At 49.7% G+C, this 19,963-nt stretch carries 18 protein-coding genes and 1 riboswitch; of the genes, 3 read left to right on the top strand and 15 right to left on the bottom strand.

The window, feature by feature from the left end; all coding sequences use genetic code 11:
* Positions 1-23: 23 nt before the first annotated feature.
* On the bottom strand, positions 24-467 hold the full coding sequence (locus DXA57_RS09445) for a GAF domain-containing protein (RefSeq protein WP_117766938.1): 444 nt from the start codon (positions 465-467) through the stop codon (positions 24-26).
* Positions 468-866: 399 nt separating this feature from the next.
* On the opposite strand from DXA57_RS09445, the gene yqeC reads away from it, so the two are divergent.
* Positions 867-1,616, top strand: a complete 750-nt coding sequence (gene yqeC, locus DXA57_RS09440; protein WP_158571284.1) for a selenium cofactor biosynthesis protein YqeC — start codon at positions 867-869, stop codon at positions 1,614-1,616.
* Positions 1,617-1,675: 59 nt separating this feature from the next.
* Here the strand turns inward: yqeC and araD are convergent, their stop codons facing one another.
* From araD to DXA57_RS09370, 13 genes are all read right to left on the bottom strand, one after another.
* On the bottom strand, positions 1,676-2,374 hold the full coding sequence (gene araD / locus DXA57_RS09435; protein ID WP_117766934.1) for an L-ribulose-5-phosphate 4-epimerase: 699 nt from the start codon (positions 2,372-2,374) through the stop codon (positions 1,676-1,678).
* A gap of 16 nt (positions 2,375-2,390) precedes the next feature.
* Entirely contained in the window at positions 2,391-3,989 is a 1,599-nt protein-coding gene (locus DXA57_RS09430) for a xylulokinase (protein WP_117766932.1), read from the bottom strand.
* Between the two features lie 53 nt (positions 3,990-4,042).
* Complete coding sequence (locus DXA57_RS09425; RefSeq protein WP_117766930.1) at positions 4,043-4,624, bottom strand: xanthine phosphoribosyltransferase; 582 nt, start codon at positions 4,622-4,624, stop codon at positions 4,043-4,045.
* A 101-nt stretch (positions 4,625-4,725) separates the two neighbouring features.
* The gene (locus DXA57_RS09420; RefSeq protein WP_117766928.1) at positions 4,726-5,481 is read right to left on the bottom strand and encodes a nucleotidyltransferase family protein; all 756 of its coding nucleotides are present in this window, start codon (positions 5,479-5,481) and stop codon (positions 4,726-4,728) included.
* Positions 5,471-7,750, bottom strand: coding sequence for a xanthine dehydrogenase family protein molybdopterin-binding subunit (locus DXA57_RS09415; RefSeq protein WP_117766926.1), 2,280 nt, complete (start codon positions 7,748-7,750; stop codon positions 5,471-5,473). The genes DXA57_RS09420 and DXA57_RS09415 overlap by 11 nt, the downstream gene beginning before the upstream one ends.
* Positions 7,747-8,220, bottom strand: coding sequence for a (2Fe-2S)-binding protein (locus tag DXA57_RS09410; RefSeq protein WP_117766924.1), 474 nt, complete (start codon positions 8,218-8,220; stop codon positions 7,747-7,749). The genes DXA57_RS09415 and DXA57_RS09410 overlap by 4 nt, the downstream gene beginning before the upstream one ends.
* Positions 8,210-9,010, bottom strand: coding sequence for an FAD binding domain-containing protein (locus tag DXA57_RS09405; protein ID WP_117766922.1), 801 nt, complete (start codon positions 9,008-9,010; stop codon positions 8,210-8,212). Before DXA57_RS09405 ends, DXA57_RS09410 begins: the two co-directional genes overlap by 11 nt.
* 20 nt (positions 9,011-9,030) lie before the next feature.
* Positions 9,031-10,140: an acyltransferase family protein gene (locus DXA57_RS09400; RefSeq protein ID WP_117766920.1), complete on the bottom strand. Its 1,110-nt coding sequence runs from the start codon at positions 10,138-10,140 to the stop codon at positions 9,031-9,033.
* 146 nt (positions 10,141-10,286) lie between these two features.
* Positions 10,287-12,245 (bottom strand): fructose-1,6-bisphosphatase, encoded by a 1,959-nt coding sequence (locus DXA57_RS09395; protein WP_117766919.1) that lies wholly within the window; start codon positions 12,243-12,245, stop codon positions 10,287-10,289.
* Positions 12,246-12,314: 69 nt separating this feature from the next.
* Positions 12,315-13,073 (bottom strand): 4-hydroxy-tetrahydrodipicolinate reductase, encoded by a 759-nt coding sequence (gene dapB / locus DXA57_RS09390; RefSeq protein WP_117766918.1) that lies wholly within the window; start codon positions 13,071-13,073, stop codon positions 12,315-12,317.
* Positions 13,074-13,099: 26 nt separating this feature from the next.
* On the bottom strand, positions 13,100-13,993 hold the full coding sequence (dapA, locus tag DXA57_RS09385) for a 4-hydroxy-tetrahydrodipicolinate synthase (protein WP_117766917.1): 894 nt from the start codon (positions 13,991-13,993) through the stop codon (positions 13,100-13,102).
* A gap of 173 nt (positions 13,994-14,166) precedes the next feature.
* Positions 14,167-14,341: riboswitch (Lysine riboswitch) on the bottom strand.
* A gap of 33 nt (positions 14,342-14,374) precedes the next feature.
* Positions 14,375-14,905, bottom strand: coding sequence for a cob(I)yrinic acid a,c-diamide adenosyltransferase (locus DXA57_RS09375; protein WP_117766914.1), 531 nt, complete (start codon positions 14,903-14,905; stop codon positions 14,375-14,377).
* Between the two features lie 165 nt (positions 14,906-15,070).
* Positions 15,071-15,694: a single-stranded DNA-binding protein gene (locus tag DXA57_RS09370; protein WP_117766912.1), complete on the bottom strand. Its 624-nt coding sequence runs from the start codon at positions 15,692-15,694 to the stop codon at positions 15,071-15,073.
* Between the two features lie 251 nt (positions 15,695-15,945).
* Between DXA57_RS09370 and typA the strand changes: the two genes are divergently transcribed.
* On the top strand, positions 15,946-17,778 hold the full coding sequence (typA, locus tag DXA57_RS09365) for a translational GTPase TypA (protein ID WP_117766910.1): 1,833 nt from the start codon (positions 15,946-15,948) through the stop codon (positions 17,776-17,778).
* A gap of 198 nt (positions 17,779-17,976) precedes the next feature.
* Here the strand turns inward: typA and spoIIR are convergent, their stop codons facing one another.
* Complete coding sequence (gene spoIIR / locus DXA57_RS09360; RefSeq protein WP_158571283.1) at positions 17,977-18,606, bottom strand: stage II sporulation protein R; 630 nt, start codon at positions 18,604-18,606, stop codon at positions 17,977-17,979.
* A 186-nt stretch (positions 18,607-18,792) separates the two neighbouring features.
* On the opposite strand from spoIIR, the gene DXA57_RS09355 reads away from it, so the two are divergent.
* Complete coding sequence (locus tag DXA57_RS09355) at positions 18,793-19,929, top strand: GNAT family N-acetyltransferase (RefSeq protein ID WP_158571282.1); 1,137 nt, start codon at positions 18,793-18,795, stop codon at positions 19,927-19,929.
* The last annotated feature ends 34 nt before the right edge of the window (positions 19,930-19,963 follow it).

The raw sequence follows: 19,963 nt of genomic DNA, 5'->3' as shown, positions 1-19,963 counted from the left end.
TTTCTGTCAATCCGGATATCCGATCACAGAAACTCCTCAATCAGCTTTGCAAACGCTTCCAGCCCTTCCTGATCCTTTTCATCAAAACGACCTTTTTCCGGGCTGTCGATATCCAGAACTCCCCAGATTTCCCCGTCTTTCCAGAGGGGTACCACAATCTCCGAATTGGACGCACTGTCGCAGGCGATATGCCCTGGAAATTCATGGACATCCTTTACCAGCTGTGTTTTCCCCAGCTTTGCCGCCGTACCGCAGACCCCTTTTCCCAACGGGATCCGGGTACAGGCAACTTTTCCCTGGAAAGGTCCAAGAAGAAGTTCCTCACCCTGCCGGATATAGAAGCCCGCCCAGTTTAAGCGGTCCAACTCCTCAAAAATAAGAGCTGAAGCGTTCGCAAGATTCGTAATCGGGTAAGATACATGCTCCGCCAGAGAACGCATCTCCCGAAGCAGATTTTCGTAATTCATAAATTTTCACTCCATATTCTCCAAATTCGTAACTGTTACAAATATTGTAACTGTTCAGAACCACCTCCAAAATGCTGCGCATTTCGTCGGTGTGGCGTATCCGCCAAATAGATTTCCATGTAAAAGTGTTCATTCATGCAAGCATGATTCACACTTTTGCATGAAAATCTATTTGGCTCTGAACTGTTACAAATATTCTAATCCATGGAGCCTGCGGGGTCAAGAAATATGCGGGAAAAGAGATTGCCGCTGCGGTGAAAATCCGGTAGAATAAACACATTACAGAAACTGTGCCAGATGTATCGCCCATCAGAAAGGAAACGTCTTATGTATATCCGAAAAACAGCTTCCCCAGCTCCTTATGATTCTCTCTGGGAGGCTTTGGAGCCTTGGAAAAAAATGCCGAAAAAACCTTTTCGTATCGCAGCCGTCGGCTCCGGCGGAAAGACCACACTTCTCTATACGCTGGCCCGGGAAGCCCGGGAACGGGGGCTTTCTGTCCTGCTGCTTCCCACGACTCATATGCAGCTTCCGGAAAAAGACGGCGTGCTTACCGGAAGGGCAGAGGATGTGATGGAAAAACTGAAAAAAGATGGCTTCGCTGTTGCGGGTGTACCTGTCGTCTCCCCCAAAACTGCCCATGAGCCTTCTGCACACGCACTTTCCTCCGAAATCAAAAAAATAGGCTTTCCGGGTCTGGAAACCTATGAAAAAGCAGGTGCTTTCGCGGATCTGGTACTCGTGGAGGCCGACGGTTCCAGACGTCTCCCCTTAAAATATCCCAATGAAACAGAACCAGTGATCCCGGAGGACATCGATCTCATCCTCTCCGTCACCGGCCTTTCCGCCCTCGGAAAAGATCCTGCGAAATTCTGTCACAGGAAAGAACTGGCCATGGAAGCTCTCGCAAAAGTTTCTTCCCGGCTTTCTCCTCTGTCTTTCCCACAGGGCTGGCATACCATCACAGCCCGGGATATGGCACTTCTCCAGAAGTCCGGCTACCTCACACCGCTTCGCAGCCGTTTTCCTTCCGCCCGCGTGATCCCCGTCTGGAACCAGGCCGATACAGAGGAGCTTCGTCAGACTGCCCTCTCCATGCTGGAATTTTTCAGTGAAAAAGACGGCCTTATCACCTGCACTCTGTCTTAACTTCTCCCGGACGCAGAAGAATCCCTGTCATCCATGACGGATGCAGAGATTCTTCTTTTTTATGATTCTGTTTTCTGTCCGTAATAAGCGTTTGCACCGTGTTTCCGGTAATAATGCTTATCCTGCAGCTCCTGCGGAGCCGGTTTCACATCCGGATTGATCTGCTCGCACCGGCTGGCCATTTTCGCCACCTCTTCCAGGACAACCGCATTATGAACGGCTTCAAAAGCATCCTTGCCCCAGGTGAAGGGGCCATGGTTCTTACAGAGGACACCCGGCATGGCGATGTAATCCTTATCCTTGAAATAATCCACAATGAGAAGACCGGTGTTTTTCTCATAGGCTTCCTCGATCTCTTCTTTCGTCAGGTTCCGCACACAGGGGATCTCACCGTAGAAATAATCCGCCTGCGTGGTTCCGTAGCATGGGATCCCTCTGCCGGCCTGCGCCCAGGAAGTAGCCCAGGAGGAATGCGTATGTACGATGCCGCCGATCTTCGGGAAGGCTTTGTAGAGCTCCAGATGCGTTGCCGTATCCGAAGAAGGGTTATAGGTACCCTCCACACGGTTTCCATCCAGATCCATGACTACCATATCTTCCGGCTTCAGCCTGTCGTAATCGACACCGCTTGGTTTGATGACAAAAAGCCCCTTTTCCCGGTCAATGCCGCTTACATTTCCCCAGGTAAATGTCACCAGCTGATGCTTCGGCAAAAGCATATTTGCTTCATATACCTTTTTTTTCAGTTCTTCCAGCATGATCTTTTCCGCCTCCTTAATCTGCCAGCTTTTCCACAGCTGCCCGCTCGATGGAAAGTCCTGCATGATACCGTTTCATGAAGGTTTCAAAGCCTTCCACATCTGCCGGATCCGGCTCTATGCGGATGGCCTTGCTTTCTGCAAACACATGACTGTCCAGATAATCAGCCAGTGTCTCTCCTTCTTTTTTCTGCACCATATAGGAGGCCAGAAGTGCAATTCCCCAGGCTCCGCCCTCTCCTGCCGTCTCCATAACGGAAACAGGAGCGTTCATGGCTGCTGCCAAAATCTTCTGCCCTACGCCCGGTGTCTTAAAGAGACCGCCGTGACCCAGGATCTTGTCCACTTCCACACCTTCTCTGGAAGAAAGGATGTCCAGCCCGGTCTTCAAAGCTCCAAGCGAGGTATAGAGGTTGACGCGCATAAAGTTTGCCAGTGAAAAATGACTCTCCGGTGTCCGCACAAAGAGCGGACGGCCTTCCTCAAAATGCGTGATATGTTCTCCGGAAAGATATCCATAAGCCAGAAGGCCTCCACAGTCCTTGTCTCCTTCCAGCGCTTTGTTATACAGTGTCGCGAACAGCTGGTTTTTATCGATCTTCGCTCCGATGGCTGCTGCAAATTCATCAAAGAGTCCCACCCACGCATTGAGATCCGAGGTACAGTTGTTGGAATGGACCATGGCAACCGAATCCCCGGCAGGTGTGGTCACCATATCGATCTCCGGATAGCGGGTACTGAGTTCTTTTTCCAAAACCAGCATCGCAAAAACAGAGGTTCCCGCAGAGACATTTCCGGTACGCTGACGCACGCTGTTGGTGGCAACCATGCCGGTTCCGGCGTCTCCCTCCGGCGGGCATACGGGGATACCGGCTTCCAGTTCTCCGCTTACATCCAGAAGCTTTGCTCCCTCTTCCGTCAGGGTGCCTGCCGTTTCACCGGCCACCAGAACCTTCGGAAGCAGCTCTCTGATCTTCCAGGGATAGCCTTTCGGTGCTACCAGCTCATCGAACTGATCCAGCATTTGGGGGTAAAAATCCTTTTTCTCCACATCAATGGGGAACATACCGGAAGCTTCACCGATACCGATGACCTTTTCTCCTGTCAGTTTCCAGTGGATATAACCTGCCAGAGTCGTGAAAAAGTCCACATCCTTCACATGCTCTTCCCCGTTCAGGATCGCCTGATAAAGGTGGGCGATGCTCCATCTCTGGGGAATCTGGAAATTGAAGAGCTCGGAAAGCGCATCGGAAGCCTGTCCTGTGATGTTGTTTCTCCAGGTACGGAAGGGCACCAGAAGTTTTCCTTCTTTATCAAAGGGCATATAGCCGTGCATCATACCGCTGAAACCGATGGCTCCGATTTTTTTCAAGGTGATGCCGTAGGTTTTCTTCACATCTTCTGCCATTTCCCGGTAACAGCCCTGGAGTCCCTTCCAGATATCTTCCATTGTATAGCTCCAGATATTATCCACATAACGATTTTCCCAGTCATAGCCTCCCTGTGCGATCGGGTGGCTCTCTTCATCCACCAGCACTGCCTTGATCCTGGTGGAACCAAATTCGATACCAAGAGCAGTCCTGCCCTCTGCCAATGCCTGTTTTATACGTTCCATTTTGATACCCTCCCTGCTGTCATTTTTCTGATTTGGTCACTGTTCTGTGTGTTTTACTGCTCGCGGAAGATGATCTCTCCTGTCTTATCATTCATACCGTCTACAATAGCCAGAGATTCCAGATGGATCCCCTTGGCACGAATGACATCTCCGCCTCTCTGGAAACCTTTCTCGATCACAATACCGGCTCCGACCAGCTCTGCTCCGGAATCCTGTACCAGCTGTGCCAGTCCCTCCAGCGCCTTTCCATTTGCCAGGAAATCATCGATCAGAAGCACCCGGTCACCTTTTCCCAGAAATTCCTTAGATACGATGATGTCATAGATTCTTCCATGGGTAAAGGATTCCACCTGTGTTCTGTAAACTTCTCCTGCAATATTTTTGGTCTGGGTCTTCTTTGCAAACACTACAGGCACATGGAAAGATTCTGCCGCAACACAGGCGATTCCGATTCCGGAAGCCTCGATTGTGAGGATCTTGTTTACATTTTCATTTGCAAAACGGCGTTTGAACTCTTTTCCGATCTCCTGAAACAGTTCGATATCCATCTGATGATTCAGAAAACGATCTACTTTCAGCACATTTCCTTCCTTAACCACACCATCCTTGCGGATTCTGTCTTCCAAAAGCTTCATGAATGATTCTCCTCCTAAGTTGTTTTTCACATTTACTCTATTGTATGCATATCTTCCAAACGTTTCAAGTCTTTTTTATACCAGTTCCGAGCATCCGTAAGTCACAGATCCTTCGGTGTATCGATATCCCTCCGGCTGCGCTCCGGAAGCTCATAGAAAAAGCAGTCGTCGAGCAGCTGATTCAGCACCTTTTTTCCGCCCTGATCCCCGGTGAGGGTCTGAAAGAGCGGGGCATATTTCCAGGAAAAAACAGCAGGATTTCCATAGGCTTTCCCGCAGCGGACGCAGGCCACAGAATGGCCGGAAGCGAAGAACTCTTCGAGAAAATCTCGGATATCCGCCGCCGAAAGCTCCGGCGTGTCCGCCGTGAAAAAGGCGAAATAGTCCGGCGGATCAGCAGCCTCAAACTCCAGCGCTTTCCTTATCGTATAGGAAAGACCTTTGACACTTTCGGGACTGTAAATGCCCGCAGGAAAGCTTTCTTCTTCTCTCTCGCACACGAAATCTGCTCTCTGATTTTCAGCTCTTTTCTCCTGCCTCCCACCGACTCCGCAGGCATTCCCACTGACAGGCAGGAAAACCTCGTCGCCCCCCGGCTGCTCCACCTCCTCCAGGATCTCCTCATACTGCGTCACTACCCGTACCCGGATGTTCCTCGGCCTTGATTCGCTTCCCCCGCCGGACACATCTCGGTTTCCTGTGTCCGCACCGCTGTTTTTCTCCAGCTCTTCTGCCGCTTCCAGCAGTGCATCCAGCATATACCGGTACAGTTTTTTCCCTTTCCACTCATACAACAGCTTGTTGCTTCCAAAACGGCGGCTGTTTCCAGCCGCCATTAAGATCAGGTCAGTCTTCATTTTTCTCCTGCATTCCCTTCCAGATCTTCTCCGGAGTGATGGGAAGCTCCCGTACCCAGACGCCGGATGCATTATGTACTGCATGGGCAATGGCCGGGGAGGGCGTATTGATCACGATCTCGCCGATGGATTTGGCACCGAAGGGACCACTTTCCTCGTAGCTGCTCTCAAACTCCACGCGAAGTCTTCCCACATCCAGCCTGCTTGGGATCTTATACTGCATGAAGGAATTGTTCCAGAGCTTTCCTTTTGCATTGTACTGAATATCCTCATAGAGCGCCATACCAATTCCCTGTCCCAGACCGCCTTCCGTCTGCACTCTTGCAAGATTGGGGTTTACCGGTGTTCCGCAGTCTACGACAGCCACATAATCCAGAAGTTCTACCACTCCCGTCTCTTTATCCAGCTCGATCTCCACCATACCGACCATAAAGGGTGGCGGAGAGGTCGGTGAGCTGTTGCTCTCGGAAACTTCCATGGGAATGTTGTTTCCGCACATGGAGCTGGTCGCAATATCTGCCAGAGGCACACGGCCCTTTTCACCGGAAACTGTTTTGCCGTCAAATTCCAGTTCCTCCTCCGGACAGTCGAGGATCTGTGCCGCACGGGCGATGATGTTATGTTTCAGCTTCTCACAGGCCTTTACCACAGCCATACCGGTCACATAAGTCGTACTGGACGCATAAGAACCGGAATCATAGGGGGAACCGTCTGTATCTGCGCCGAAGACATCCACATCCTCCACGCCGCAGGAAAGACACTCTGCAGCCATCTGAGCCAGGATCGTATCGCAGCCGGTTCCCATATCCGCAGCGCCGATCCGCAGCACATAGAAGCCCTCATCGTTAAGCTTGATCGTAGCGGAACCTACGTCCACGCCGGAAATACCGGAGCCCTGCATGGCCATAGCCACACCGACGCTTCGGATTTTGCCATTGCCCATATCCCGTGCCGGAAACTTCTCATCCCAGTGCATCATCTCTTTTGCCCGGGCCATACAGCGGTCCAGGGCACAGCTGGCATTGACTTCATTATAATAGGAGGGCATTACCTCACCCTGACGGACCATATTCTTTTCCCGGAGTTTTACCGGATCCATGCCGAGGCGGTCTGCCAGCTCATTCACTGCTGACTCTACCGCAAAGATTCCCTGGGTAGCTCCGTATCCCCGGTAAGCACCGGCAGACATATGGTTGGTATAAACCACATCATAGGCAAAATGGTGGGCCTCAAGATTTCCATACAGAGAAATGGCTTTATGACCGGAAAGCCCTACCGTTGTCGGTCCGTGTTCTCCGAAAGCACCTGTATTGGACAGTGTATACATATCGATTCCCCGGATCCGCCCATCTTTATCGGCTCCCACTTTTACCGTCACTTCCATCTCATGACGCGGAGTCGAAGCGATCTGGCACTCTTCTCTCGTAAAGATCATCTTTGCCGCTTTTCCGGTCTTCCAGGTGACAAACGCCGGATAAATCTCTGCCACAAGGGTCTGCTTCGCTCCAAAACCGCCGCCGATCCTCGGCTTGCTCACCCGTACTTTGGACTTGGGGATCCCAAGAGCCGTTGCAACGATGCGGCGTACATGGAAAACGATCTGGGTAGAACTGATGATATTCAGTCTGCCGTAGGCATCCATGTTGGTATAGGTACGGAAGGTCTCCATCATTGCCTGCTGATCGGCCTTCGTGTGGTAGGTATGCTCAACGACCAGATCACAGTCCTTCAATACTGCCTCGATATCCCCGTGACCGGAAACTTCACTTGCACACAAATTTCGTTTATTGTCTGCACCTACCGGACACTTGGACTCCCAGTTATCTTCCGGATGAACCAGGATCGGATTATCCTTCGCCGTATGGAAATCCAGCACCGGTTCCAGTTCCTGATATTTCACCTTGATGAGGCGCAGAGCCTTCTCTACCGCCTTTTCATTTTCTCCGGCTACGATCGCCACTGCATCCCCCACAAAACGGACTCTCTGATCCAGGATCAGACGGTCATAGGGACTGGGCTCCGGATAGGTCTGTCCAGCCATGGTAAAACGGATATCCGGCACATCTTTATAAGTATAGATGGCCTCGATCCCCGGCACCTTCAGTGCCGTATCGATCTTGATCTCCTCGATCAGTGCATGGGCATAGGGACTTCTTTTTACTTTTACCACCAAGGCATTGTCCGGCACCACATCATCCAGGAATACCGGTTTTCCGGTCACCAGAGACATGGCATCCTTTTTCATCACCGGCTGATTTACTACCTTCATGCACCCACCTCCTGTTTTTCTTTTTTCCATGCGATATAATTTTTCATCGCCCGGAGCTGTCCTTCGTAACCGGAACAACGGCAAAGGTTTCCGGAAAGATACTCCAGGATCTCTTCATCTGTCGGATCGGGATTTTCCCGGAAAAGAGCGATCGCATTCATCATAAATCCCGGATTGCAGAAGCCACACTGCTCTGCTCCCTGATTTGCCACAAAGGATCCGATCTCTTCTGCTTCTTCCTGAAGACCTTCCAGAGTGGTCACTTCTCTTCCATTGGCTCTGGCTGCCAGAAGTGAACAGGAAAGGACCGGTTTTCCATCCAGAAAAACCGTACAGAGTCCGCAGTTTGCCGTTTCGCAGCCTCTTTTTACGCTGTAACAGCCATGTTTCCGTACAAAATCGATGAGAAGCAGTTCGTCTGCGATCTCTTCCTTGATGAGTTTTCCGTTTAATTTCAGATTAATCTGCATTCGTTTCACCTCTCATTTCTTCCAGAGCCCGGCGTACCTGTACTTCCACCAGATGACTTCTATAGTCCGCTCCGGCACGCATATTGGAGCCTGTGGGCGTTTTTTTCGTTACATAAGCGACAAATTTCCGGATATTTTCTTCGGTAAGTCCGCCTTCCAGAATCTTTTCTTCATCCTCAACCAGCAAAGCTCTCTGCGGTCTGGCGCCGATCACTGCCTGCCATTTTCCGTCCAGACAGACTACGGCGCTTGCCAGCACCGGAAAATCAGTCCGTGTCAGACGAAGGGACTGATAGACGATCCGTACCGGTTTCTTTTTTACGATCAGCCGCACCAGAATGTCGTTGTCCCTCTTGCTCCAGGCAAAGGTGGAAAGCGGCTGGATCCCGCCTTTATAAAGCTCCACATACGTATCCAGTCCCAGGAACAGAGTCAGCACGTCTGAAAATCCGAAACGTCCGAAAATGCTTCCTCCCACTGTTGCCAGATTCCGAAACTGTACGCCAACGATATGACGAAGGCTTTCCCTGAGTGCTCCTCCGGTATAAGCATCCAGCCCCGGATGCAGCTCCAGCTCCCGAAGAGTGGTCATACAGCCGATCCGGAATTCTTCCTCCTCTTCCTCGATCTGATCAAGACCCAGACCGGAAAGATCGATGGCCTTCTGGATGTTCCGGTCTCCCATTTTCATCCAGAGCATTCCGCCGATGATCTTATTGGTCCGCTTCTGGTTCAGTTCATAAGCCTCTTCCAGGCTCTGAACCTTCACATATTCTCTGATGTTCAGCATTTCATTCCTCCTCGTATTTTTTATCGTCTTTGTATTTCTCTCCGGCGCTGCCGCTGCATCCGCTGCTGTCTGCGCCTCTGCATTTCCATCTGTCTTTCCTTTTTCTTTTTCTGTTCGCGTCTGAATTCTTTTACAAGATTCTTCACTACAAGAAAAACCAGTGCTCCCAGGAGTGCAAAAAGCAGACGCATCCCGGAAAAGAGCAGGGCTCCCTTGGTAGAAGGAAGCGGGAAGAACCGCAAAACCACATGCTTGATGGAAAGCAGGATATTTTTATCAATGGCATGAAAACAGTAAATATAGATGGAATTTCTTCCGCACCAGTTCAAAAAACCGCCTAAAACCGGCACATGATAAAGTCCCTTGGAAAACTGGGTGATGAAATAGGTGGCTGCAATGGCTCCCAGAACAGAAGCTGCTCCATGATAGGAATTGGCATGCATACCCAGAGATGCATAAAAAACAGCCACGATCCAGATCACAGCACCCATGATGAGGATTCCTGCCGGCACAGCCCGCACCGGTTCTTCCAGGACCTTCTTTTCCCGCATGAGCCTTCCTGCATGATAAAAAAGCAGGGCACTCATGGCCGGCTGGATGGAAAAAGGCAGCCAGACCTTGTCATTCAGCCCCATTCCCGTGACAGCCATCAGGATCACCAGGATCCACATGGGCGTTCCGTATTTTTTTGAAAATTCCTCCAGGCAAAGATAGAGTACCTGGCAGACAAACATAGCAATGAGAAACCAGGTCATTCCGACGATCTTCACATCAAAAAGACATAAGGCGATCTTTGGCGTGGAGCCGTTTCCGTACAAGGCCGGGAACAGATATCCCTGAAGCATCGTCTCAAAACCACTTTTCTCCAAAGCGATCAGACAGCGTACCGCATTAATGATAAGATAGGGAACCAGAAGGTTTTTTACTTTTCTTCCAAACGCCGTCTTGAAATCCTGTGGCCGGTAAAAAAATCCGGAAAGGATAAAAAAGAGCGGCATATGGAAGGAATAAATAAACCGGTTCAAAAGACTTCCCGGATCATAAGCAGAAAAGGTATGACCCACGATCACGGAAAGAATGGCAATTCCCTTGGCTACATCCACGTATTCAATACGTTTTCTGGCCGACATATTGTTCCTCCTTTGGTTTTAGTAAAGCAGACACTCAGAAAAAGCTCCATCAGAGAGCCGTTGCGCCGTCTGATGGAGCTTTTCCCTTCGATAAGAAAAGTTTATCATGAATCTTTGATGGAATCAAGGCAGAGTACCGGGCAGCCTTAATTTTTCTCCGTTATCTCACCGGAGCGGTAGGCATGAAGAAGCTCTTCCAGATCATGGATCCTCTCCTGGATCTCCTTTCCGGCATCCGTATCCGCCACCGTCAGACGCTGAAAGGTCCGCTCCACCAGCATGCTCTGCGAATGGATATCGGATTCTGTACGCACTGCCTCCTCCACGGAAACAAACGGATCGTGCGCCACCAGAAGAAGACCATATGAATTGTATACAAGCGTATAACCTGCAATGCCGGTCACCTTCTGATAAGCCTTGGAAAAACCACCGTCAATGATAAAGAGCTTTCCGTTGCATTTGATGGGAGTCTCACCTTTTACCACCTTCACTGGCATATGCCCGTTGACGATATGGGCATTTTCCGGATCCAGTCCAAACTCTGTCAGGATCCTGTCGATGACCCGTTCCTCATTGAGATACGCATAATAAGGATTTTTCTGCTCCACATGAGTCTCCGGTTCCGCCACAAAATAACGTTCAAAGGTAGTCATCCGGTCTTTTCCGTAAACCGGTGAATTTTTATTTTTCCAGATATACCAGAGAATATTCCGTCCCTTTTTCTTCTCCTCTTTATCCATGGAATAGTAGCCTTTGCGGGCATAAACCTCCAGGATATCATAAAGGGCTTTGCCGCTGTAATCCTTCCCGAAGATCCGCACTTTCCGGAAGGTTCCGTCATTATTCAGAGGCACACAGCCGTGATAAAGAAGATTTCCATTAAATACCTTGTACAGACTTCCGTTTGTATACAGAAAACGTACATGACGCTGGAGTTTTTCGCATTTCAGGAAGGCAGACTGAAGCCTCTCCATGACCTCAGCCTCCTCCGGCGTCAGAGCATAAGGATCCTTCGGATCCACCGTCGGAAAACGACTGTCCAGAAGGGTATAATCCTTTCCCCGGATCTTCACTGTTCCCTTTTCCAGATCCAGCTTGTCCAGGAAAAGCTCATCTTCCATCTCAAACTCCGGATTTTCCCGGATGATCTGCCCTTCCAGCTTGAACATGATGACAGAAATCGCTTTCTGGATCCTGAGATCCCAGGCCAGATCGCTGGTATTGTACTCGCTTGGCGTATAATGGATCTTGAAGCACTCGCAGGGATCAGAGCCATACACGGAGGTGGCAAAATTTGCCAGCGGGATCAGGTTGATGCCATAGCCCTCCTCCAGCATGTCAAGATTTCCGTACCGGCAGGCAACCCGGATGACGTTGGCAATACAGGCCAGATGACCGGCGGCAGCTCCCATCCACACGACATCATGATTTCCCCACTGGATATCCACAGAATGGTAACTCATGAGTTTATCCATGATCAGATGCGGTCCCGGTCCCCGGTCAAAGATATCTCCCACGATATGGATGTGATCCACTGCCAGGCGCTGGATCAGATTGCTGAGGGCAATGATAAATTCTCTTGCGCTTCCCACACGGATGATGGTGCTGATGATGGCATTATAGTAGGCTTCCTTGTCCAGCAGTTCTTCTTTCTCTGTAATAAGCTCCTCGATCACATACGCAAAATCCGGCGGCAGCATTTTCCGTACCTTGGCTCTGGTATATTTACTGGATACCCTTTTACAGATCTGGATCAGACGGTGAAGTGTGATCTTATACCAGTCCTCCAGATTTTCTTCCGTTTTTTCCACCAGCTCCACTTTCAGCTCCGGATAATAAATGAGCGTAGCCAGACCACTCTTATCTTTTTTACTTAAGGTGTTGCCAAACTCTTCATTGATCTTCTTTTTCACAGAACCGGAACCGTTTTTCAGCACATGAAAAAACTGTTCATATTCTCCATGGATGTCTGTCATGAAATGCTCCGTTCCTTTTGGCAGATTCAACACAGACTGAAGATTGATGATCTCCGTGGAAGCCGCAGCCACACTTGGATAGAGCTTTGCAAGGCTTTTCAGGTATTTCAGTTCCATTTCTTTTTCCATAAAAATGCTCCTTCGCTCTCTGAAAAAAACGCCATACCAAAAAGGTACAGCGTTTTCTTTCTGTTTCTTTTATCCGTTGATCACATCGCTCATATCGTAGTAACCGGGGCCTTTTCCTTTCAGGAACTTGGCTGCTGATACCGCGCCTTTGGCAAATACTGCTTTGGAATATGCCGTATGTTTGAATTCAATGACCTCGTCCAGTCCGGCAAAGATCACTTCGTGCTCACCCACGATATTTCCGCCGCGGACAGCAGAAATACCGATCTCTTTCGGATCACGCTCCTGACGGCGGCCGCTGCGGTCATACGTATAGGTATACTCATTTCCCAAAGCCTCATTGATGCTGTCTGCCATAGCAATAGCAGTTCCGCTGGGTGCATCTACTTTATGCTTATGGTGCTTCTCTACGATCTCCATATCAAAACCGGCCGGAGCCAGAACTTTGGCAGCATCCTGAAGAAGCTTCAGAAGAGTGTTCACTCCGAGAGACATATTTGCAGATTTCAGTACAGCCACTTCTTTGGATGCCTCACGGATTTTCTGAAGCTGCTCCTCGGAAAGCCCTGTCGTACAAACGACTACCGGCAGTTTTTTCTCCACACAGCACTCGATCAGAGCGTCCTCTGCCTTTGCAGAAGCGAAATCAATCACTACGTCCGCTTCCACATCACAGTCTTTTAAGCTGGTAAATACCGGATAGCCATTGTCACGGTTATCCACCAGATCGATACCAGCCACGATCTGTGCATCTTTATCTTCTTTTACAATGCCAGTGATCACCTGGCCCATATGACCGTTACAGCCATGCATGATAATTCTGACCATTTTTCTTCCTCCGTATTTCAGGCTTTTCAGTCCACTACTTTGATGCCGAAATCCTTCATTGCCTGCCTGAGGACTTCTGCGTGAGCATCCTCCATCTCACTTAAGGGAGCACGAAGAGGACCTGCTTCCCAGCCCATGAAGCTCATCGCTTTTTTCACCGGGATCGGGTTTACTTCAGAGAACAGCGCATTGATCAGCGGAAGTGCCTTCAGCTGCATCTCTCTTGCCTTCTCCAGATCTCCGTTCAGGTAATCCATAACCATATCATGCGTTTCTCTCGGAGCCACATTTGAAAGTACAGAGATCACTCCGATTCCACCCAGAGAAAGGATGGGTACTACCTGGTCGTCGTTTCCGGAATAGAGATCAATATCATCACCACAGAGAAGTTTCACCTTGGCGATCTGAGAAATATTTCCACTGGCCTCTTTCACACCTACGATATTTTTTACGTTTTTCACCAGTTTTGCAATGGTCTCCGGCAGAAGATTACAGCCGGTACGGCTGGGCACATTATAAAGGATGATAGGGATGTTCACTGCGTTTGCGATTGCCGTATAGTGAGCAATCAGACCGTTCTGGGTTGCTTTGTTGTAATACGGAGTTACCAGCAGAAGGCCGTCTGCCCCGTCTTTTTCTGCCTCTTTGGAAAGTTTGATGGCAGTAGCCGTACAATTAGAACCGGTACCTGCGATTACCGGGATCCGTTTGTTGACTTTTTTGATCGCATAGCGAATCACTGCGGAATGCTCCTCTTCTGTGAGGGTTGCAGATTCACCTGTGGTGCCACAGATGATGATGGCATCGGTCCCACCCTGGATCTGTGCCTCCAGCATCTCTCCTAAAACATCATAATTTACTTCTCCGTCCGCTTTCATAGGTGTCACGATTGCAACACCGGCTCCTTTGAAAATTGCCATTTCATTTCCTCCTTACAAAAAAATCCAGTAAAACCGCCTTTGGCGATGGGATTTCGATTTACTTCATGCTCTGACATAAAACAGGGGACAGACCCGATGAAGTCTGTCCCCGATCATCCTGCATCATGAATAGAAAGCTATCCTGACAAACTCTCTATTTCCTGAATATTTTCTGTCCTGATCAGCGCTCCATCGTATCAACGATGACAGTCATACAGTTTTTCACTGCATGCCCAAGATCCGGAAACCCATTCCTTCACTTTCGGCGTCTTTCCCTTTCTCCTGCTTTCCTCTGTGCGGGCCACATCCGGCAGACTACTGATGAAATACGCAACCTCTGTCAAACCACGGGAAAATCCCCCGTTTTTCTTAACTATATCATTATTGATTTTCCTTGTCAACCGCTGTTTTGCTGTCCTGGACCAGGCTTTTGTGAGCAACCAGTTCTGTCACCTCGTCCACGGCATCCCAGATCTCTCTGGCTCCGTAAACACCGGTCATATAAAGATCTGTGGATGCGCTTCTGACCTCCAGAAGATTCCGAAGCTCTGCTTCTCCCGCGATTCCATAGGGGATCAGCCCCAGAACCTCATCCAGGATCAGCACATCACACTCCTCCGTTACCAGAACTTTTCTGGCAAAATTCAGAGCATTCTTCATATTCTGGATCTCTTCCGCCCTTTTCTCTTCCGGAAGCTCATCAAAGGATTCCTGGAATTTTTCGAAACGGAAAACCTTGATCTCCGGTTCCAGGCGTTTGAGAAAACCAAGTTCGTCTTCCTCCTTCGCCTTCAGAAATTCAATAAATACCACATTCCGGCCTTCACAGGCAGCTTTGATGGCCTGGCCGATCGCAGCGGTGGTTTTTCCTTTTCCTTTTCCACAGTAAATATGTACTGTACCTTTATCCATTTCCGCACCTCTTTTTTCCCGGAGGGGTTTCGCCCTGCAACGGAAAATCAACCTTTTTTCATTTTGAGCCAGACCATCTTACTACACTTCCCATGGATTTACAAGAGGATTTTAACCCTGCTCTGACGGAAAACGGTTCGCACATCTTACTGCTTTCCGGAACTGTCAGCAGATCTCTTCCAGTTTGCTGACGGATACTTCATAGGCGGTCCGTTTTTCCGTCCGGTCGTCTTCCAGTCTTTTTACATATTCCCGGCTCTGGATCCTTCCCCAGATCTGCACCCGGCTCCCCACTTCAAAATTGGCGGCGAAGCGGGCATTTCTTCCCCAGGAAATACAGGGGATATAATCCGATTTCCCATAAGGTCTGTTTACCGCTACCAGCATATCTGCGATTTCCCTGCCCAGAGGTGTTTTCCGGTAGACCGGCGGTTTGCAGATAAAACCGTCCAGAAAAATCTGGTTGCTTTTTATCTTATCATCCGTCGCCTCTGCAAAAACAGCCTCTCTTGCAAAAACAGACAGCACCAGACGGTTTTTCTTCTCCTCATGACGGTTATACGACCGGAACTGACCGGAGATCTGTATGAATTCTCCCCGGTAATCCTTTGTCACATCAATGAGACGTTCCGAGATCATCACCGGAATCCGGTCAAAGGAGTCACTCAGGCGTTTTACCAGAAGCTCCAGCATGTAAAAGCCTTCGCCAAACACCTCATGGCTGAATTCAAATTCCGAAGCGATCTCGCCCATGACAGTTACCTGATTGTTTTCAATAATTTTATCCATAGATAAATCTTCTCCCTTCTCTTTCCCGTAATCTCCTGTAAGCAGTCTCCGTCGGAAACGGTTTTTCCTCCGAAGCGTTTACTTAGTAAGTATATCTATGCACTTCTTTTTCACTTTAGAACTCTTTTCCGGAAAATCTATTTTTTTTCAAAAGCCCCTTGTAATCCTGAAAAAATATGATAAACTGGATTAGTTGTGAACTGATAAACATATAAGTAGAAGAGATTCTTTCTTGAGAGGAACGATATTTTATGAAAAGAGAAGATGTGCGTAACATTGCGATTATCGCTCATGTAGACCACGGTAAAACGACTCTTGTGGACGAGCTCTTGAAACAGAGCGGCGTTTTCCGCGCAAACCAGGAAGTCGCTGAACGTGTCATGGACTCCAATGCCATCGAAAGAGAGCGTGGAATCACGATTCTTTCTAAAAACACGGCAGTCTTTTATAAAGATACAAAAATTAACATCATCGATACCCCGGGCCATGCAGATTTCGGCGGTGAGGTAGAGCGTGTCCTTAAAATGGTAAACGGCGTTATCCTTGTCGTTGACGCCTTCGAAGGTCCCATGCCCCAGACCCGTTTCGTACTGAGCAAGGCTCTGGATCTGGATCTTCCTGTTATTGTCTGTATCAACAAGATCGACCGTCCGGAAGCCCGTCCGGATGAAGTCGTGGATGAGGTTCTGGAGCTTCTGATGGATCTGGATGCTTCCGATGAGCAGCTGGACTGTCCCTTTGTCTATGCTTCCGCAAAGAGTGGTTTTGCCACCCTGGATCTGACCAAAAAATCCAGCGACATGGTGCCCCTTTTTGAGACAATTCTGAGCTATATCCCCGCTCCCGAAGGTGATGAGACTGCCGGAACCCAGATCCTGATCAGTACCATCGACTATAACGAATACGTTGGACGTATCGGTGTCGGTAAAGTAGAGAACGGTGTCATCAAGGTCAATCAGGACTGCGTCCTTGTCAACCATCATGAGCCGGACAAGCAGCGCCGTGTAAAGATCAGCAAGCTCTACGAGTTTGACGGTCTGAACAAAGTTGAGGTCAGTGAAGCTACCGTTGGCTCCATCGTGGCCATCTCCGGTATTTCCGATCTCCACATCGGTGATACCCTGTGTTCGCCGGATCATGTAGAAGCGATCCCCTTCCAGAAGATTTCCGAGCCGACGATCTCCATGCATTTCGTCGTAAATGACAGTCCCATGGCCGGTCAGGAAGGAAAATTTGTTACCTCCCGTCACTTAAGAGACCGTCTGTTCCGTGAGCTGAATACGGATGTCAGCCTCCGTGTGGAAGAGACTGAGACCACCGAGGCCTTCAAGGTTTCCGGCCGTGGTGAGCTTCATCTGTCCGTCCTCATCGAGAATATGCGCCGTGAGGGTTATGAATTTGCCGTAAGTAAGGCAGAGGTTATCTACCATACGGACGAACGCGGTAAAAAGCTGGAGCCCATGGAGCTTGTATACATCGATGTTCCTGACGAATTCTCCGGAAACGTCATCCAGAAGCTGGCTCTCCGGAAAGGTGAGCTGCAGGGAATGAGCGTAAACAACAGCGGAAACACCCGTCTGCAGTTCTCCATTCCTGCCCGCGGACTCATCGGCTACCGTGGGGAATTCATGACCGATACCAAGGGTAACGGTATCATGAACTCCATCTTCGACGGCTATGCTCCGTATAAGGGAGATATCCAGTTCCGTAAACAGGGCTCCCTGATCGCCTTTGAGAGTGGCGAGGCCGTTGCCTACGGTCTGTTCAATGCTCAGGACCGCGGTACCCTCTTCATCGAGCCCGGTACCAAGGTTTATGCCGGTATGGTCATCGGCCAGAGCGGAAAACCGGAGGATATTGAGCTCAACGTCTGCAAGACCAAGCATCTGACTAACACCCGTTCCTCCGGATCGGATGAAGCACTGAAGCTGACACCGCCCAAGATCATGAGCCTGGAGCAGTGCCTGGAGTTCATCGACAGCGACGAGCTTCTTGAGGTTACTCCCAAGTCTCTTCGTATCCGCAAGAAGATCCTCGATCCTACTTTAAGAAAGAGAGCTTCTTTCAAAAATAAAAACGCATAAAAATCAGACCCCGGATTTTTTCGGGGTCTTTTTTTCGTTCGTGACTGTCAGTAAAGTGGACATTCGCAATCCGCTTCGCTACTTGCTCATGAACGCAGTCGCTTCGCGATCTGTCAGTGGGAGCTTTCAACTCCCACTGACTAAGCCTCCCCCCTCACCCGCCGCTTAGTGCTCCGCGCACTTGAAGCGGGGGAATGCTTATCTGCGTTCAAAAATCGCCTGCCAGATCTCGGCCGCCTTCCATCGGATTTTGTATTCACTTTTCCCGGGAGTAAAAAGACTTTCGTATTCTTCCTCCGTCAGCACCTTTTGAAGCAGCTGTCTGGATTCCTCCGGCACGATGCCATGGACCGTATCCACAAAACAGAGGCTTGGAAAAAGCACGCACCACCAGTTTTTTCCCTTCGCCTCTCCGATACAGATCCGGAGGGCGTCATAATTTCCTGCAGGAAATGTACAGTCCCCATATGTTTTTTCCGGAAAGCGGGTATTGATCAGCTCTGCTGTCACCTTTTCCCCCGGTTTTTCTTCCCGGACAACTGCTCCGGCAAGCGCTTCGATCTCAGATAAATGTTCCCGTACGATGGCTTCACTGCTGCCAAGGTCTTCTGTCTTTTCAAGAAGCGGCTGTAAAGCTGCAAGCACCTGATCCCTGACCTTAAGTTTCAGTTTTTGATCCGCTTCACTGTCACTGTTTGCGATCACATGGAGGCGGAGCACCTTTTCCTCAATGTGTCCCGCTGCTGCCGCCTGGCTGATAAACAACAGTGCCGCAAAAAGCCCTGCAAGAAAAAGCAGAAGCCTTCCTTTCCATTTTCTGTAGATCATTTCCTGACCTCCTCTTCCCTGTCTGATAGTTCTGAGTATTTCCCTGAAAAGAAGGTTTATACAAAACAAAACTGGACTTTTTTCTCTCCGGCGCTTATACTTTCCTTGTTCACCGGCGATGTCCGGCCACCCTGCTGTGGCACTTCGCCAGATCAAAGCCCTCACACGGGTCATAAGGAGGTCTTTATGAAAAATCCAGCAGAATCCATTTCTCTTTCCATACGCCGCTGTATGCTCGATGAGCTTGATTCCATTATGGAGCTTCAGCAGCATATTTCCGATACCATGACAAATCCGGATCTTTTCGTTTCCACGGACCGGTCAGACAACCGGGACTATCTCATCTCCCCCAATGCTATTTTTGGTGTTTATGACGGGGAACGGCTCGCCGCTTACGGCTCCATCATTTTTTCCAACGATGCCCCGGAAAACCTGGGCTGGGATCTTGCATGGAACCGGGAAAAACTCTTTCATACAGCAACTCTTGATACGATTGTTGTGGATCCGGATTACCGGGGTCACGGTCTTCAGCGCAGGCTGACCCGGGAGTGCCTTTCCTATGCGAGAGAGCTTCTCCCCGGCTGTAACGTCCTGACTACCGTCTCTCCCTACAATGAATACAGCCTGCGAAATGTCCAGGCAGAGGGCTTTGAGATCCAGAAGCGTCTGATGAAATATGGCGGCCACGAACGCTATATCCTTGGAAATATCCCGGATCCCGCATGCGAGTATCCGGATTTTGTCCCTTCCTCCCAGGCGGTGAGCCTTCCTGTGGAAAATATCCTGCAGAATCCGGAGCTCCCCACCGGCTGCGAATCGGTAGCGCTCACCATGGTACTGAACTATTATGGTCATCGACTCGCCAAAACGGAGATTGCAGACAGATACTTACGGAAGGATCCTGAAAACTTCGTCACCCGCTTCAAAGGAGATCCGCATGATATTTCAGGAGACGGCATCTATGCTCCCGGTCTTACAGAAACCGCCCGCCGCTTCCTGTCCGAACAGAACGCTCCCCAAAAAGCGGCAGATCTTACCGGCACGCCTCTTTCGGAACTCTATCCGTATCTTGACCAGAAGATCCCTGTCATCGTCTATGATTCCGTTTATCTCAAAACGCCCGTGGATGTGGCAGAGTATGTAACTGACGGAGGAACCTGGCATTTTTATCACAATGAGCACTGTATCGTTCTCTGCGGTTATGATCCGCTGAACCGCCGCGTCCTGGTCAGTGATGCTCTGAGCGGTCTTGTCTGGAGAGAGGAACAGCGCTTCACGGAAATCTATGATGCCCTTGGCCGGATGGCCGTAGTCATTCTCTGACCGGAACAGAAAAATCCCACCGCCAAAGGCAGTG

This window comes from Blautia sp. OF03-15BH (assembly GCF_003463065.1).
Lineage (GTDB): Bacteria > Bacillota > Clostridia > Lachnospirales > Lachnospiraceae > Limivivens.
The sequence above is the reverse complement of the archived record's forward strand: the minus strand, read 5'-3'. Positions and strand labels throughout refer to the sequence as shown.

Bases quoted from the DNA above. Each gene is read 5' to 3' on its own strand.
- DXA57_RS09445 (WP_117766938.1), bottom strand. From the start codon at position 467: ATGAATTACGAAAATCTGCTTCGGGAGATGCGTTCTCTGGCGGAGCAT.
- yqeC (WP_158571284.1), top strand. From the start codon at position 867: ATGCCGAAAAAACCTTTTCGTATCGCAGCCGTCGGCTCCGGCGGAAAG.
- araD (WP_117766934.1), bottom strand. From the start codon at position 2,374: ATGCTGGAAGAACTGAAAAAAAAGGTATATGAAGCAAATATGCTTTTG.
- DXA57_RS09430 (WP_117766932.1), bottom strand. From the start codon at position 3,989: ATGGAACGTATAAAACAGGCATTGGCAGAGGGCAGGACTGCTCTTGGT.
- DXA57_RS09425 (WP_117766930.1), bottom strand. From the start codon at position 4,624: ATGAAGCTTTTGGAAGACAGAATCCGCAAGGATGGTGTGGTTAAGGAA.
- DXA57_RS09420 (WP_117766928.1), bottom strand. From the start codon at position 5,481: ATGAAGACTGACCTGATCTTAATGGCGGCTGGAAACAGCCGCCGTTTT.
- DXA57_RS09415 (WP_117766926.1), bottom strand. From the start codon at position 7,750: ATGAAGGTAGTAAATCAGCCGGTGATGAAAAAGGATGCCATGTCTCTG.
- DXA57_RS09410 (WP_117766924.1), bottom strand. From the start codon at position 8,220: ATGCAGATTAATCTGAAATTAAACGGAAAACTCATCAAGGAAGAGATC.
- DXA57_RS09405 (WP_117766922.1), bottom strand. From the start codon at position 9,010: ATGCTGAACATCAGAGAATATGTGAAGGTTCAGAGCCTGGAAGAGGCT.
- DXA57_RS09400 (WP_117766920.1), bottom strand. From the start codon at position 10,140: ATGTCGGCCAGAAAACGTATTGAATACGTGGATGTAGCCAAGGGAATT.
- DXA57_RS09395 (WP_117766919.1), bottom strand. From the start codon at position 12,245: ATGGAAAAAGAAATGGAACTGAAATACCTGAAAAGCCTTGCAAAGCTC.
- dapB (WP_117766918.1), bottom strand. From the start codon at position 13,073: ATGGTCAGAATTATCATGCATGGCTGTAACGGTCATATGGGCCAGGTG.
- dapA (WP_117766917.1), bottom strand. From the start codon at position 13,993: ATGGCAATTTTCAAAGGAGCCGGTGTTGCAATCGTGACACCTATGAAA.
- DXA57_RS09375 (WP_117766914.1), bottom strand. From the start codon at position 14,905: ATGGATAAAGGTACAGTACATATTTACTGTGGAAAAGGAAAAGGAAAA.
- DXA57_RS09370 (WP_117766912.1), bottom strand. From the start codon at position 15,694: ATGGATAAAATTATTGAAAACAATCAGGTAACTGTCATGGGCGAGATC.
- typA (WP_117766910.1), top strand. From the start codon at position 15,946: ATGAAAAGAGAAGATGTGCGTAACATTGCGATTATCGCTCATGTAGAC.
- spoIIR (WP_158571283.1), bottom strand. From the start codon at position 18,606: ATGATCTACAGAAAATGGAAAGGAAGGCTTCTGCTTTTTCTTGCAGGG.
- DXA57_RS09355 (WP_158571282.1), top strand. From the start codon at position 18,793: ATGAAAAATCCAGCAGAATCCATTTCTCTTTCCATACGCCGCTGTATG.